At 39.2% G+C, this 17,791-nt stretch carries 4 protein-coding genes; all 4 read right to left on the bottom strand.

Annotated features, from left to right (window positions below):
- Position 1: 1 nt before the first annotated feature.
- From JKA74_RS06935 to JKA74_RS06920, 4 genes are read right to left on the bottom strand one after another with little or no spacing between them, the layout of a single operon-like run.
- Positions 2–9,847, bottom strand: coding sequence for a hypothetical protein (locus JKA74_RS06935; RefSeq protein ID WP_201430433.1), 9,846 nt, complete (start codon positions 9,845–9,847; stop codon positions 2–4).
- A gap of 5 nt (positions 9,848–9,852) precedes the next feature.
- Positions 9,853–10,857: a hypothetical protein gene (locus tag JKA74_RS06930; RefSeq protein WP_201430432.1), complete on the bottom strand. Its 1,005-nt coding sequence runs from the start codon at positions 10,855–10,857 to the stop codon at positions 9,853–9,855.
- Positions 10,858–10,861: 4 nt separating this feature from the next.
- Entirely contained in the window at positions 10,862–12,958 is a 2,097-nt protein-coding gene (locus JKA74_RS06925; RefSeq protein WP_201430431.1) for a fibronectin type III domain-containing protein, read from the bottom strand.
- Complete coding sequence (locus JKA74_RS06920; protein ID WP_201430430.1) at positions 12,945–17,597, bottom strand: hypothetical protein; 4,653 nt, start codon at positions 17,595–17,597, stop codon at positions 12,945–12,947. The genes JKA74_RS06925 and JKA74_RS06920 overlap by 14 nt, the downstream gene beginning before the upstream one ends.
- Positions 17,598–17,791 lie beyond the last annotated feature (194 nt).

Genomic DNA, 17,791 nt, shown 5'->3' with positions numbered 1-17,791 from the left:
ATTACTTAACTATAAATTTTCTTGACACTTCATCAAAATCGCTGCGTATTTTGAGTACATACAATCCTTCAGGCAGATGCATTTCTTTAAAATCTATGACATGGGTCTTATTGGCTTTATTGGTTTTTATTTCTTTCAGCTTCAGGGCCAATTGCTGATTAACAAGCATTACGGTAAGCTCAGATTCCACATTCATCTTTACTTCAAGGCGGAAATTGCCATCATTGGGATTTGGGTGTATGAGGATATCTAGAAACTTTCCTTCCACTGCATTTTTAGAGAGATGTAATTCATCTTGTAACTCTTCATCCGGCTTTTCAGTGACTTCAATCCATTTTTCGATATAGTCACTGCACTCACCTGAATGAGCCGTCATCCCTATTTTATAAGTACCGGTTTCCCTGAAAACGATTTTCTGGCTTAAATTACTTTGAGAAATTATTTCAGCTGCCTCTTCATTCAACCAATCAACACTCTGAGGCTGAGGCTTGGAGATATCCACCATTACTATAGTATCATGCACGTAGGAGGTGCTGGTCAATACAAAGTCAGCCACCAGAATATCTTCCTTTTTCACCAGCTCAAACTGAAACTCATCCTGGCAACCCTCAGCCGTGTTGGCATTGATGGTATAAATACCCTCCTGCTGAATAGTAGCAAACCTTCCGCTTGATACATAACCATTGGCAGAAGCCCATGAAACATCTGTCCATACTTCTCCTGCATCCAGCGTAACAGAGCCGCCCACACATATTTCAATGTAGTCTTCAATGTCCACAATTTCATACTTTGGCGGATCATTGAGACTAAAGGAGGTTGAGATGAAACATCCACTGGCATCGGTTACTGTGACAGAATACTCAGCTGCCGGAAGGTTTACCAGGTTTTCTTCCTGGCTTCCATTGCTCCACAAATAAGTATAAGGGGCTGTTCCTCCCACCACATCCAGCGTAATACTGCCAGTGGATGCCCCGTTACAGCCAGGATCCACCTTTTGATTTTGTCTGAAATCTATTCCGGCCGGATCGCTAATGGTGATATTAAATGGTAAAGAACAATTATTTTCATCGGTAACCACCACCTGATAACTTCCCTGGCTAATGCCTTCCAGATGATTGGAAGCATGTCCATTGTTCCATACATAGCTAAGCTCACCGGTTCCACCCGATGCCAGTACAAAAATTTCACCGTCTTCATCACCCACACAGGAAGGAGTAGCCGTAAACACGCTATCGATTACTATCCCCGGTGTGGCAGGAATTAAAAATTGCTTTTGAACAGAACAACCATTGGCATCATTAACCACTACATCATAGATCCCGGCTTCTACTTTGTTTAGCACCGCATCATCACTTCCATCACTCCATAAATAGGTATAAGTACCTGTTCCGCCCTCAATGTCCAATTCAATAGAAGCGTCATCTTCCCGTGCACAGGATGGTTGCTGAATAGTGAAGTCACTGATTTGCAGGAGTTCGGGAGAAATTAAGGTATAAGTAGCTGAAAGACGACAAGCTTTGCCATCATAAACTTCCACGGTATAATTCCCTTCTCCCAGTCCATTGATTGTACTGCCATTGGCACCAGTGGACCATTCATACCTATAGTTGCCATTGCCACCACTTGCACTTACAGAAATACTACCATTAAACCCGTTATAACAGCCTGGATGGTTAATTGTAGTTTCTGCTATTATTAACTCTAAAGGCTCATCTACTTCTACATTACCACTTTTGGTGCAACCATATTGATCTTCCGCAGTATATGCGTAAGTACCGGCAGGTATTCCTGAAAGTTTCTTACCAATCTTTCCATTGGTCCATCTCACGATTGGTGATCTCATTCCCACCACTTCCACAATGATGCTTCCATCACTCTCCCCTAAACAGGAAGGCTCAGTTATACTATGTTCAAAATAAATAGAATCCCGCTCAGGAATGCTGAATACGGTATCAATAGAACAGCCATTATTATCCACCACAGTAAGTGAATAATTCCCTTGTGCAGCAAGTAGGGAGTTTCCGGATGACCCGTTTTCCCATGTGTAATTATAAGGGGCAGTGCCTCCATTGGCCATTACTTTTAATTGTCCGTCAGCACCTTCTTCACAAGTAGGTGATAAGGCCAAAAGCTGTTCCAACGAAAGAATGGAAGGTTCGCCCAGGGAAATGGTTTTTTCAACAATACAGCTTCCTTTCTGAATACTCACAATATGTTCTCCGGCTGTAAGTCGGGAAGCCTTTGTTCCTGTTTCGCCATTAGGCCACACCACTTGCAGCTGATCAGAAGCCTGTGAGATAAATAATTCAACAGTGCCATCTGCACCACCAAAACAAGATGGAAGCACCTTTTGTACGGAATCCAATACAATAGGATCGTCATAAGCAATAAAGAAACTACTTTTGGCGGAACATTCATTGCCATCAATAAGCACCACTTCATGCCTTCCACTTGAAAGAGCTGAGAGGGAACTCACATCAGTAAAGGACGCTCCATTATCTACTATTATCGTGTAAGGAGATATTGCACCACTAATTGATAAATTGGCACTTCCATCGGCACTGGAAGGACAGCTGGCATTGGTTGTGCTTTCCACTGCAATAGTGAGAGATGAGTTTTCCGTGGCTAAAAAGTACTGAATTCTGTCAAACTCACAATTAGCGGTATCATAGGCTATTATTTCATAATGCCCACTCATTAAATTTTCGGCTCGATTGCTATGATGGTCCGGATTGTGACTCCAGCTATAAGAAGCAATTTTATCATCATTGGTGGTGGCCAGTTGAATAAAGCCTTCTGCATTTCCACAAGTAGGTTTATTAAAATCGGCCACCCATATTTTATCAGAGCCACCCTCTACCTCGAAATACTTTGTCAACACACAGCCGTTCTCCATGGTAATTTCCACCCAGTTTTGCCCGGCCTCAAACCCACTTGTGTGAAGTTCATTTTCATCTTCCTGATGTGACCACACAATAGCCTGAATGGTTTCCGTCCCTGTATTTTCAATGCTTAGCTGAGTATCATCACAGCTATTGTCCAATAGTAAGCTAATCTGTTCGGCAGGATCGGATTCCTCTATGATAAACTGCTCACTGGAAACACATCCTTCCCTGTCAAAAGCCCGGATGGTATAAACTCCGGATGCCAAACTTACTGTGGCATCCGCTGCTACCTCAGTATCGTTAATAAATACACTGCGAGCCAATGGATTATTAATCTGCACTTTTGCATTTTCCAGGTGGCAGCTTGCATGGTTTAAAATTTCATAATTTACCAGCTGAGTGTGGGTGTTTCCTATACTAAAAGAGAATTCATATGTGCAAGCATCCTCATCGATCAATTGTACCGTATAAAGTTTATCCCCACTTAAGCCATAAGCCCTTAATCCTTCTGTTTCTGTAATATCAGCAGGCCAAATCAGTTCGTAATCATCTGTTATACCCTCAATTTCTAATTCTGCCCAACCATTGGCCAGGCCACAGCTAGCTGATTTTTTATGTTTTAAACTGATAGTCGGGGGATTATAAGCTGTTATCGGGAACTCATAGGGAACGGCACAATTTAATTGATCACTTACTAACAATTGCTGTTTTCCGGCATATGCAACTTCCAATTCCAACAGACCATTTTCAGTTGAAAATTCCGAGCCACCATAACTCACCTGATAAGGAGGCAATCCACCATCAATGGTGATTTGTATATTGGCATTGCTTTCACAACTGAATTCGTTCAAAACAACATGAGTGACCTCCATAGATGGGGCTTCTTCAAGGAAATGATAATCCTCCCACTCGCAACCCAGGCTATCGGTAAAAGTTAGCCTGTAAAATCCGGCATATAAACTTTGCGCATCGGCTATATCCCCGGTCTGATCATATAATACAATGTTATAAGGCTCTGTTCCTCCTGTGGGAACAATAGTAATTTGCCCATTATTATTTCCGCAAGCAGGATTTTGAGAAACCTCCCAATCCGCCTCCAGTTTTATCGGGTCATTTAAAGATACCGGAATAGTATCACTATAGCAGGCACCCAATTGAAAGGCAGTCAGTTGATAATTTCCTGTATAAAGCGAATCGAAAAGACCACTTGAATTAACTTCCAGCACCTTGTCGTTTCCATCCAATAATTGATAGAGTACCCTGGAAAAAGGAGAATTTATTTCAATGACTCCGGTATTGCTGCCATAGCAAACAGGGTGCTGCACATCATTCACTGTAAGATCCAGTGTGCCAAAAGGAACGGTCATTTCAAACACATCTGTACAAAGGTTGATTGGATCCTGTAGAATGACCTGATAAGTAGCCGCACTTAAAGCATGAATGCTGATTTGTTTATTTTGATCAGGAATATAAGATTTAAAAGTAAGTCCGTTATCAATGGACACGTGATAACTTTCCCTTGTATACCCGCCATCTACACTGAACCTGATTACTCCATCGGGCTGTCCGCTGCATGTTAAGGCACCTACACTTTTTTGTATGGCCTTTAATGGTTTTGAAAGCGCCTCTATGGAAGCACTGAAGGTTTCACTACAAGTTGGAGAATTTTGATTAAAGACTACCAGGTTATAATCGCCCGGGCCAATATTATTCAGTAGAGCGGAACTACCTATTACTTTGTTGGAACCTGCACGGTACCATTTATAGTCGAAACCTAAATTAAGCGTACCTAAAACAGCCTGTGCTGTTAGGCTGGCATCAGTTGCTCCAAAGCAGGAAATAGGTTTTGTTGTAAATGTAACCTGGATTCTGTCTGTTTTTTCCAAAAAGTATTCATTGCTGATAGTGCAAATTTCCGAGTCATATTCCGGATGCCAATTGCTATCGCGCACATACATCGGGTAGTTTTTACCTCCTGCCAATCCCCCCCAAATAATATAGTTATGATGGATTTCATTGTAGTAAGTAATCGTGTCTGTCACTACGGTATCAATGAGTACTTCGCCTGGCTCAACAGTTTCATAATAGTTAATGCCATCAATAGAGAAGTAGTAAGGTGCATCACCTCCCTGAGCCACCATTTTTACAGAGCCGTCTTTGGTATCGGCACAGGTGGTTGCCTTGAAATCATCTGTTACAAGTACCAATGAATCGGTTCTCTCCAGTAAAAAAGTGCTCATAGTATCGAGGCAGGAAAAGCCATCTTCCAAAATAATATGGTAGGGTGCCGATACCAGCGAATCGAACAAATAGGCTGTATAATCATTTGCCAGGGCGCCCTCAATTTGTAGTTCATCAATTTGAACCGAGTCGGCATTGTATAAGCGGGCGGTATAAATACCCGTGGTATCCCCACCTTTGATGCCAAAGTGGATTTTCCCGGTGGTTCCTCCCCAACATAGTGGGTAGTCGTTACCATTGGATTGGATATTCAGTACCGGCCTGTTTTCCACAACAACCTGTTGTTCAAAAGGGCAACCGAAATCATCCGTTGCATTTAGTAGATAAGTTCCTTTGGCCACTTCAAAGGTTCCGGAAGCTGCGTTGATGGTATCAAGGTTAACTCCTGAAGCGGACTTTAATAGGACAGTATAGGTGTTTCCATTGATTAAATTACCCCCTTCAAAAACAAAATTAATCTGTCCATCTGCTGAATAGGAACAAATAGGCGGAACTACTTCAAGACTTGTAGTAGCAATTACCGGAGGCTGCTCTAATGCTATGGTCAAATCCTCTTTTTCACATCCCAAATGATCCTCAACAATTACTTTATACTCCCCTGCCGGTAAGCCGGTAAATACTGCCGGGGTATTGGCAGTGGTAACGGTGGTATTCTTACTGATAGCCGTACCGTTAAGGGAGGAAAGTGTTACATTATAAGGCAGTACCCCCCCTGATATATCCACACTGACCTGATCGGTATAACCGTTGCAAGAGATTTGATAGCCGTTATAATCGCTATAGTTGGCCTGATCGATGGACAATAATTCATCAGGGGCTTTTATGACAGTATCCTTTTCAATTGTACAACCCAGTAAATCCGATACGATCAGTTGATAAGTGACAGAGGTACCATCTGAGTTGACAGCCGGTAAACCATCGAAATATTTAGTATTACCAGGATTTTCAGGTGTTAGGAGAACATACGCGGTGTTATTGTGGGTATATTTTAAAGTATCAATTGTTCGGCCTATTCCACCGCCATCAAGGAAACCTCCACTGACTGTATAGGAAATTTTACCATTGTTATCGTACTTACAAATTACACCGTAGCCTTCTTCTCTCTCGCTATAATCGTGGATGGTATAATCGACAGCGAAGGGTGCAGCTGGCTGATTGATAGCAATTGTTTCTGATTCAATTGTTGGGCCACAATCATGATTGGTTTGACTCTCTACTGAAATTTTGTAATCTTTTCCGTCACTATGTGCCACAGCATCAAAAAAATAGGTGCCAGGTCCTGGTACTTCCTTAAGATAAGTATTAGTGCCATTATTACTGACATTACTTAACTTTATGGTTTTTGGGTAGCTGGCTTCTCCGCCTGCTATTCTAAAGTTTACTTGAGTGGTACTATTATAACAGGCAATATGATAATTGTAATCATTGATTTCAGTTGCATCTAAATTTGATATAACAAGTGGGTTAGGGCTGCTTAAACTAATACTGTTATCATCTCCTTTGGATAAAGCTTCAGTGCAATTCAATTCATCTATTAAGGTGAATTTATAAAATATTTGTTTGCTTACTCCATCTATCTCAGTTGTGGCGGACAAATTATAGAAGGTAAAACTTTTTGGGTCGAGCACTCCATCAACATCGCTATTTATGGTTGAATCATTTAAATACGTAAAGGAACTTTCTCCTTCTATTTTTTTATAAATAGTTACAGTATGGTTGCCAAATCCTCCTGTCGTCCCTACTGTAATTTCACCATTCGAGGCATTGTAACAACTTACATTGTAGCCAGAATATCTTTTTTTTCCAACACCAGAAAAGAATCTAAGTTCATGAGAAGGAGTAACTATTTGAAATTCTTCTGAATCTACAAAGCAATTTGGATCTACAGCATCGTCATAAACACGAAGAAAATAGGTGTTAGATGGTAAGCGAGGGGTTTTAAATCCAGTAGCATTAAAACTTGTCACTTCACGTATTATCGTACTTCTGTTGCTTCTTATTTCTACATAATAGCTATCATCATCATCATTTGTAATGGTGGAAGTCCACCCACCATCAAAAGTTACATTAATTTGAATTTCATGATCATAACATTTAGCATGGTGATTACCAGCAACAGGTACTGGAGTAGGAGTACCAACAGCTAAAATAGCCGGATTGGTAAAAGATATATTAGCAGTTTCTTTTTCACAACCTAATTCATCTGTTAATAGAAGAGTATATGTTTCACTCTCGTTACTTTTTAAGCCCGTTATGGTTGCAGTAGTGCCCGTAAAATCTATTGTATCAAGTGTAACAACACTAGAACCTGTAGAATATCGTTTTAACTGTAATGTTTTAGTACCCACACCACCGCTCAAACCTGATATAACCAAACGCCCATCATCTGCATCATGGCAGGAAATCCTGTAATCTTCATGATTAATATTATTAATTGAAGGAGTATTAAGACTTGGAGGCTTTGTAAAATCAATTATATCGGCTTCGAACCTAAACCATTCACCTTCTGGATCAGTAGGCCTTCCATATAAAGAATAAACTCCCGTCTCAGATATAGTAACATCATTGTTGCCATCTTCAATAGGTTCATTCAACAACAAATTTGAAGAACTTGTCCCAAGTTTAAATTCTACTGGGGCATGATTTGGGATACTAAGACTAATTGAAACATCAGTAGTTTCTGAATGACATTTTGTATAATATACAGTCCCATTTATTTCATCTTCCTCATCAGGTAAAATAATATTTGATATACTCGGAGCACTAATGTTATATGTATTGTCATTATGTCTGGTAACACCTAAAGTATCTTTTACAAAAAGTTTATAATTGCCGATACCTAATTCATCGAACACAACTGTCCCTGCAGATTCGCTGCGAATACTTTTCTGTATTACACCAGCAGTATTAGTCAGGTAAAACCAATAAGGGCCAACGCCACCACTTACTGAAGCACTTAAAGCACCGGAATTTACTGAAGGATTAGCAAGATCTATTTCATCGACAAAATTAAAATTCAAAGGTGCCTCAGGTTCCCGAATGATCAAATCATAGAAGCTATAGCATAAATCATAACCCTCCTGCACATTTTCAACCACTAAAATATACTTTCCCTCTGCCAGTACTCCCCCTTGTTTAGAATCATCTGGAAAAGCCACAGGGAAATCAGAAGCAGTTACTCCATCAATATTATAGGTAGTTTTGGTGCCTACAGTAATATCAGGATCATTGGATTCCATTCTGCGGAGATAGAAATTATACGTACCTGTGCCGCTGGCTACTTTATGAATGGTGATTTTCCCACTTGCGTTGGATGCTTCAGAATCAGCTATATGATCAACAATTAAGGTGGGAGTAGGAGCACTTGGCGGAACTGGATCCAATCCTCCATCAATAGGCCCGGGCACTTTATTTCCCTCTTTTCCTCCCTTTATCGGACCTGAGAATGGAGTAGGAATGGTATCGGCAATGTGAGCATATTCAGTTACATAATTAAAAGCAAAATCATTGATCCTGCCATCAGCTACTGAACTGTGCAAAACAGGCTCAGGGGCATTAATGGTGATAGGTGCGGTTGAAGGTGATGCTGTACTTGATCCGCCATTTTTAACAATGGTTACCTTATACTTTATTTTGGTTCTTGACTGGGAACCATAGCGGGTAAGATTTGGTAAGTCTACTTTATAGAGTCCATCTGAATTTACCTCTAAACTCTCTATTCCCATTGTTTTTTCAGTTCTCCATTTAGGCGTCCGGTGTTCTGTTGTTACACATTCCTGGCAACTGGGATCATAGGAATAACTGCCGCAATAATTGGTATATTCTCCTTCGCATTGAGGGGGGGCTTGTGCGCTCTGGGCTTGCATTCGTTGTTGCTCTTCAAAGCCGGTTCCATCTTTATATTTTACCTCATAGGTGTAAGTGACGTCCTCCTCCCCTTCCTTATTGGATTCAATCTTAAATTGAAAGCCACCACCCTCAAATAAAGTTGAATTAGCCGGCTTTGGGATTAGTAATTGAGCATCTCTCGTTTCGCAAATCTGGGCGTTGTTGACAAAGGGTACAAATTCTATGTTTTCATTATTACCATTACCCTCATACTCTCTATCTCCAGCATTACCTAAATTTTCAACTTCTGTTTTTAATCCGGTTGGGCTTCCTGCTGTTAATGTAACTGTCAACCAGCCTTTAAAGTATCCTGAACCTACCTGAATCGTAGTAGTTCCTAATTTAAAATTATTGATATTGATGGTTTCATTATCAGTTACTGCATCTGGTCTGCCATCCGACCTATTATACACTAACCAGCACCCGCCACTTAAGTCATCTGAATTAGGAGGGCAATTATCAAATTCGTCCTTCTGATCCTCATATCCTACAAAATGAAAATCAAATTGGGGTAATGACTCACTAGATAATATTTCATCATATAATAATGATTCAGTACTATTTAATGTATAATAATAGTTTCTATCCTTATTTCTCTTATTGATACATTTTTCCACCAAAAAATTGGTGGGTCCAATATGTTTAAACGTATAATACCAGCTATGTCTATTATTGGTATTACAATCATCCCATGCATTGGAATAGACCCTATTAAGTTTTACTGTCACTTTTAATTCACCATAAGCAGGTGCCTGGGGAAACGCCTTATTATTGATTAATAAAACAAAAAATAGTATAAGAAACAGCTTAGGGCAAGTAGTTGTATTAATCATAAAAGCTATTTAAAATCCGCATTATTAATGGCCACCTCAAATTCTACATAACTTTCCAGACCGCCTTCTACAATATCAGTTACTCTTAAAGCAACTTCATTAGAACTCCTTAAAATAAATATTTCAAGTCCAATTTCTACATCTACTATATGCCTAGAACTGGTAATATATCTGTCATAAGATTCCAGCAAATGTAGCCTCTCCCAATTGAAACTGTTTCCCTCAGAAAGTATGAATTCGTATAAATTTGTGATATTTTGCCCAAATCCAAAAGCCGGTATAAATACTTTGCCTTCCATATTAAAATTTTCATCGTAGGTGAGATTGATCAATAGGGCTTGACCTATTGAGCATTCTGTTTCGCTACTACTGTAAAGGGCACATAAGTCATGAATATATTCCCTGGTAATAGGATTATACCCCACTCCCGTACTATCATTGGGATCTTTGCCTACATAATTATTGTAGAGTCTGAATTTATAATTTGTATAAGAATTCTCAATCTCAATACCTACTTCAGCAGAGGATGGTTCTATTGGTTCATCATCATTAGTAATTTGCTCGGTATGAGAACCATATAATGTAAAAACCCATCGAAGACCGATATGATTATATACATCAGAATCTAAATCGAAATCAGGCATTATTATTCTTAATTCCTCTATAGAATTTTGATTTCCAATAGCTAATTCCGGAATTAAGGTAAATGACAACTTATCATTAAATAGGTTGATAACATCCTGATGTCCGGTATAATTTTGATCATATTCCGGGACCGCTACAATGGAGTCTAAACGGACAGTTTCATACTGATACTTCACTCTTATTTCAAATGAAAGATCAATTGTATCTTTCGGCCTAACTTTGATACTATATTCCATCTGATCCCCATTCCTTTCCATATTATTTAATTGCATATCCACAAAACCCAGGTTAGGTGATTTCGGAACTTCTCCGGGATCACAAGCTAAAAGCAGAAAACTAGCTAATACGTAAATTATATTCTTCATATCCTTAATATTTAATTTCTTTAATTTGGCTGATTTTTGAGAGGGTTCCGTCTTCATACTTTACCCTTAGTGCATATTTATAGGAAGTGTTTACCACTAACTTTTTATCAATGTAAATACCTTCATCAGGCGTTATTTTCATAAAATGCCTTAGCGGTGTAGTTTCATCTCCACGGTAAAGCTCTATACTGTGTATTTCTTTATTTTTTGATAACTCCCATTCAACACTTATAAATTTCTCTTTCCTGTTTGCCTCCAAACTGAAAAATTTAATCCCTTCCTTTAATTGGAAATCCTTATAAGTTATCGGGAGCGCTCTTTGAGGGGCTGATTCATTGCCGGCCGAATCGACAGCAATCAATGTATAGTGATAGGTTATATTGTTGGTCAGATCTCTGTCATGCCAGATGGAATCTTTCCCACTCATGGCATGCACCAATTTCCAGTTTTTTCTCCCTCCTTCTTTCCTGTAAATCAAATTGGCCCTAATATCCTTGCTGCTGCTATTTTGCCAGTACAAAGCTACTCCCAGAGAATCCTGCAATACTTTATTGAGCACAGGGCTAACCGGTGCCACCACATCAGGAAAAGTGGCTTCAAATATATGCGATGATTTTGAGTGATTGTAATGCTTATCCAGGCTAATAATTTTATAAAATACTTTCCTGGTAATCCTGTTTAGGTTTAAGGTATCCACATAAACCGAATCCTTCAAAATCTGCCCATTAATTAAACTGAATTCCGCTGTTCGGTCATAAGCTTTCATTACTTTATAGCCATAAAAATCCGGTTCGGTATTTCGGTGCCAGTTTATCTTAGCTACTCCGCTGGTATCCACTTCTACTTTAATAATACGCGTTGGTGCAGGAGGGATACTATCTTCTGTTTGCGCCATATGGGTAACAGAAGCCTGCATATCCCCGTGCTTTGAGGCTGCAATTATTTGATAATAGTTGGAAGTTAACGGTTGGTTATCCAGAAAGCTACGCTTATCTGCCCGGATGGGTGCATCATTTAATTTCACCACCTTACCCTTGTCCAGATTTTCCACCCTTACAATATGAAAACCTTCAATCATGTACTCAAAACCCTCATCAAACTCCCAACTTAAAAGAATATTTCCTTCTTCATTATAAGTGTGCGCAATATTGAAAGGCTTTACCTGTAACTTCACTTTTCCTTCACCTTTTACCATGTTGGAACCGGGACCTTCCTCCCCAAAGGGACTAATTCCCTTTACCCTATAATAATAAGTGGTCTTGTTTTCAGGCAATGAATCAGCTGCATACAATAAATTCACCGGCTTGTTTCTATCGAAACCTGCATTCACCAGGGGTCTCTCATTTATTTGCTCAAAATGGATACTATCAGTTGATCTTTCCACATTGTAAGCGGTATAGTATTCAAAGCCATAAGTAGTATTCCACTCCAACTTTGCAGATCTGTCTCCAAACTCCGCCTTCAATGATTTGATCCTCGGCAACTTCACCATTTCATTGGCACTTAGGTACACCATTCCTGTATCCAGTGGCTTAGTGGATTCAGGTATGAATACTTTGTATAAATAGGTCTTGTTCTTTTGAACTTCCTTGTCCACAAAATATAAGCCTGAGTATTCTGCTGTTATGGGTGACAGATCTGCGGCTAACAAGCTAAAACTAAACCTTGACTCTTCCTCCCTGGATTTATTGATAGCTTCCATCATATTAGGGCTTCCCTGCCTGCTAATAGTAAAGGTTTCACCAAACAAAGCCTGGGCTGCCACGGGTGCATAGGGTTCGTTAATAATAGCTTCCCAATCGGCTTCCGGTCGGTAGGTGATTTTATTGGGTGTTAAATCTGTGAATTCCTTGTCATCCGTAATTTCACCATCTACTTTAATAGTATACCTATATATTTTATAGCCCTTCGTATTTCCTAAACTCCAGAGTACGGCTGATGTAGGTGCCCATCTTAAATGGATTCCATCATCTTTTACATTGGCTATTACTTTTACACCTTTCACCTCTTTTTGCACAGAAGGAGCTTGTGCAAGTATTCCACTAAGTGGTAACCCCCAACAGGCAAAAATCAATATGATGATGTACTTATTCCTCCTCATTATAGTCCATATTAAAGTTGATCGTGCGCAATGGTGTGCTTCTTCCCGGTAGTTTATAATATATCTTTAAAGGATAAACCCCACTTGAGAGAGTTGGAAAAGTGGCATTCAGAATGTTATTGATATACCCTGAACTATTGGATAATGATAAACTTGCAGCCTGTGTCCTTATGTCCATATAATCCTGTTGCATAAAATAGGGTAAATAGTAATTGAATGTACCTATAGTGGAGGTAGATCCTGCAACGCCTATAGCTATTTCATCTTCGGTCAACTTTTTATAATAATCCATTGTAATTAAAGTACCGAATTTAGGAGGTGTACCTAAAGGCATTTCATCTCTGGATAAAGAGATTCCACTGGATGAAAGGCCTGAGTATACCAATGGACGTACTTTATTCCAATACCAGGGTGTATTCCTTAAATCGGCTTCAATACGGATTAAAGCATGCTCATCCAAAGTAGCCTCAGCATAATCGAAAAGTTCATTCCCGTTAAGATTTACACCCAATTCATGAACCCCAACCATTACTACCCACTTCCATACTGCAGATTTACTAATTGAATTAAATTTTTCTTGAAAAGTGGAATACTCACTTGTTCTAAAGCTGTAGGACAGTATATCCTGCACTTGTAACACATCCCTGCTTCCTTCAGCATCATTAGTTGTAAACTCTACATTGGCAGATTCTCCCTCATAAGCATTCGTGGTTACTTGTGAAACATTTTCATCTACATTTGCTATGCTTGCCGTAGGCCTGTCAATCAGCTTTAAGGAATGAATAGAAGAAGCCCTTAAATCAGTAGGCATATTAAACCTTACTTCTTTTTCGGCTACCGCATAGCTAATGTCGCTCTCATACGAGAACCCTTCATTGGTGGTCAATAAAAGCTTTTGTTCCCAATCGGACGAATGGTTAAACAAATAACTCTGTCCGTCTTTTAAGATTACATATCCATTGTTTGTTTCTTTAGGATAATAATTGAATTGATTTTCTATGGGATACATATGTGCAATATTCTCTTTCGGAATATATGGAGGGGCTTCCCCTGTAATAAACTTCACTGAAGAGCTTTCCTTTATTGGCACTCCATTTTCAGTTACAGCTACCCATTGACCACTCGCATTTCTTTCTTCAAAGCTGAGTTCCACATTAAAAATGATTGTTTTTTCCGGAGGTAATATCTCATGTGCATCAAAAGCAACTACCATATTATCGGGAGACCACTCTTCTATTCCGTTAATTATTTGGTTGTCGTATTTCAATTCAAGCTTGTCCAGATTGATCCTGTAGGTAAAAACAACTCCATCGACATCTGAAAACTCAAAAGACTGATTCACAGGCAGGTTAAAAACAGCTTGTGGACTATTAAATACGCTTACATCTTCGGAAAAATTAGCAGGGGTTAATTCAGAAATCACCTGCACACCAGCAATGGCAGAACCACCGATCATATCACAGCGCTTCCCGATTTCAAATTCAAAATCACATTGTCCTTTCACCAATCCCCCTAAAATATTATACTGTCCGGCAGCCATTCCTCTCATGTAGAGAGGGTTGGGAAGTTGAGCTTGTAGTAATGCAGCCAGGCCGACATCAAATATATCAAAGTTGCCTTTATAAAATCTCAGGTTCACCTTTATGCCTACCTTTCCTTGTATATAGGCATAAGCCTGTCCGCTGGCATACCAGTTGTTCACACCAAAACTACCGGATGAACCCGCACATCTAACATCCTCATCATACTTTTTCAACATAATGTCAAAACCGGCACCCACCTGAAATTTGGCATAAAACATTAAAAATTCCAGATCACCTGTTCCAAATTGCATGCTTGCCCCAAAAGCAAAACCTTCTCCGGAACTTCTTTCTCCCATATCTTCTTCAAGGCCTAAATCCTTTCCTGCAAAAAATTGTTGTAATTCCGCTGGTGGATCAGGAAATCCCGGAATAGCAGTACCTATCATTAAATAACTGGTAGTTTCAAATAAATCGGCAAAAATTAATCCTATTCTTCTATCCGGGTGCCCTATGTGAATATACCATTTTGCCGGGGAGAAATAAATTTCAGCTTCACCTGCTAAATTACCTTCATTTGAGCCTCTTACTTTACCATTGGCCATGTTAACAAATACTGATAAGTTACCATGAAGCGTTTTGGCCGGAATATCATAATTCAAAAAGATACTTGCGGTAATTTGGGCAGTACTTCCCCCTGAGCTATTGCTTCCCTCTTCATCTTCTGATCCGCTGGCAAAACCTGATACCTTATCAGTTAATGCACTCCCGGTTAATTCAGCAGGAGCTGAAGCAAACTCTCCATAACCCTGGAAACCCACATTAATCAATCCCCAGTTTTGATTAAAGCTAAGTTCAAATGTAGCATCACCTGTAAAGGCATCCCTCGAAGGTGTTGTTCCTAACACTACCGTAGCCCTTAAACCCATGAATGTTGATGCATCCGGGATGTACTTGATACCACTTAACGATTTCCCAATTTCAAATCCATTGGAAGCTGCATAACCATCTTGTTTCATATGATGATATGCCCCACCTCCAAAACCATAAATTGCAAATCCCGGGAAAACAGGTAAGCCGGTTCCAGGGAAAACTACTTTACCATCAACAAACCAATATCTAAACTGTCCGGTATTACCGAATAATGCCACCGCATCAATTTCAAGTCCGGGTTCAAAAGTTGCACTTATTGATCCCTGAAATCCATTTCCATAGATGGGATCCTGTCTAAAAAAATCTACCCTGCCATTCAATGAGAATGCTCCTGCATTAACATCTATTGCCAATTGATTGATGTTTGTCCTTACATACTCAAAATTCACCAGTCGATCAGTGTCCAATTGTCTTGTTACCAGTTCAATTTGGCCTTCTGCACCAAATCCTGAGTCCTCTCCTCCGGCAAAATTAACAGTTACATTTATCAGTAATCCTATTTCCCCATTTTCATAATTAGACACTCCTACAGGAACTATAGTAAGAGGGAAATTTGAGAAATTACTTGAACCCATGAACTCTATAGTGCCTACTTCTACAATAGGGGCTTCCGTAGAAATATGGAGATTCTGAAATTTTACAGAGGGTAGGGAAATTTTAGAGGATGAACCTTCCCCTATGGAGGTATCAATACTCAATGTCCCATTCAAATTAGCAGATGGCATGAATTTTCCATCATAAATTGTCACATTCAATGAAGAACTTCTGTCAAGTGTTATATTAGCTGCCCATAAATTAGATTCTATATTATCATTATAGGAAGCAGTAATGGAATAGAAATTAGCATTGGTAATGGTGGCATTATAAGCTATGCCTGCTTTCTTTTTATCAATAGGCAACACAATCTCTCCCCTGAAATCCCCTGAAATTAAACTGTTCTTATAAAACTCAAGTGCTACATTGTCAACTGAAAATGCCCAGCCACTGGCATCTCCCTCGCCCAGGCTTAAAACATTCACACCATTGATGGTTCCTGTGAAACCTTCTTTATCAATGATTAAATTGGAACCATTTATGGCTGTTCTTTGGGAATGGTTGTTAAATTGAGGAGGTAATCTTACACTCACACTTTCGATAAAAATACCGGTCCACATATTTTGATTGCCCTCTAAAAAATCTACTGACTCATAATCAGGAGGGAAAATAACCGCTCCATGATTGGACACTTCTGAAAAGTCAAATACCGCATTGGATACCTCAAATCCCCAACCCTCCATTCCGGTCACTTGAAATGGCTCCATCTCCACGGAAGCAATAAAACTATCCCAACTATCCAAACCTGCTACCTGAATTCTCGCTTTGGCCCTCCTGTCAGTTATTAAGGTGCCATCTTCATTTTCGGGGATTAATAAATCCCTGGAAAACTCCACTTCTGCATCTATGGACAGGCTAAAAAAACCGTTACAATCAATTTCTATATAGGTTCTCTCACTGGCAGCCAAGAAATTTAAGGCTACTTTATTCCCTAGGGGCACCGGAACATCCTCCAGCAACATTAATTGAGCTACACCTGATATACCTCCCTCTTTTGTAAAAGGCACTATTCCCCTAAAAGCCAAATTGATACCAGTACCAGGAACAGGCAATGACATATAGGCCACTATGAAAGACCTTTCCGGGGTAAAATAAATACTATCAATTGCTACTACATAATCGTAACCTGCTATTGTTTTTTTAATTCCCATAGGCAAATCCTGTGCAACCTCAGCATTAATTAAATTGACAAACCTACTTTCAGTTGTGATTTTTTCAAACAGGGAATGTGCTCTTTTTACATAATCAGAAATAGAATCTATAGGATTGTCGTCATAATTATATTGGATAACATCTTCTTCAAGCGCTGTAGTTTCTTCAAAATCAAAACGCTTATTAAAATCTGGAATGTGGGAAGTTAAAGGATCATTAGTTATGGAAATGTTTTCAGGAATGAAAATTCCCTGATCTTTCTGAAACAAGACACTTCTAATATTGTCTTGTTTCCCCACCCATTTGATGTGAACAGAAGCAGGGATGGGTGCTAATTTTGCTAAAATTATTTTCGATTCTTCATTTTCAACAATGAGAGAATCTGTAGATGATGTAAAAGCTGATTTCGGTGAGACGAAGAAAGCGATAATACATAGCAATAAATAATAATTGCGGGGATGATTTACTTGGAAATGTATAATAACTTTGAGCGTATGATGAAAGAATTTTTAAAGAACTTCAAAGATAAATACATTTCTATCTTATTGTAACTTCTTCTAAGAATATTCGTAGTTCAACTCTTATTTCAGTAGAATAATTACACAATTATAGAAATAATTATACTATTTAACAG

It is taken from the genome of Marivirga aurantiaca (assembly GCF_016679925.1).
GTDB classification, from domain to species: Bacteria; Bacteroidota; Bacteroidia; order Cytophagales; family Cyclobacteriaceae; genus Marivirga; species Marivirga aurantiaca.
The sequence above is the reverse complement of the archived record's forward strand: the minus strand, read 5'-3'. Positions and strand labels throughout refer to the sequence as shown.

Excerpts from the sequence above, each read along its gene's own strand:
- JKA74_RS06935 (WP_201430433.1), bottom strand. The coding sequence starts at position 9,847 with ATGATTAATACAACTACTTGCCCTAAGCTGTTTCTTATACTATTTTTT.
- JKA74_RS06930 (WP_201430432.1), bottom strand. The coding sequence starts at position 10,857 with ATGAAGAATATAATTTACGTATTAGCTAGTTTTCTGCTTTTAGCTTGT.
- JKA74_RS06925 (WP_201430431.1), bottom strand. The coding sequence starts at position 12,958 with ATGAGGAGGAATAAGTACATCATCATATTGATTTTTGCCTGTTGGGGG.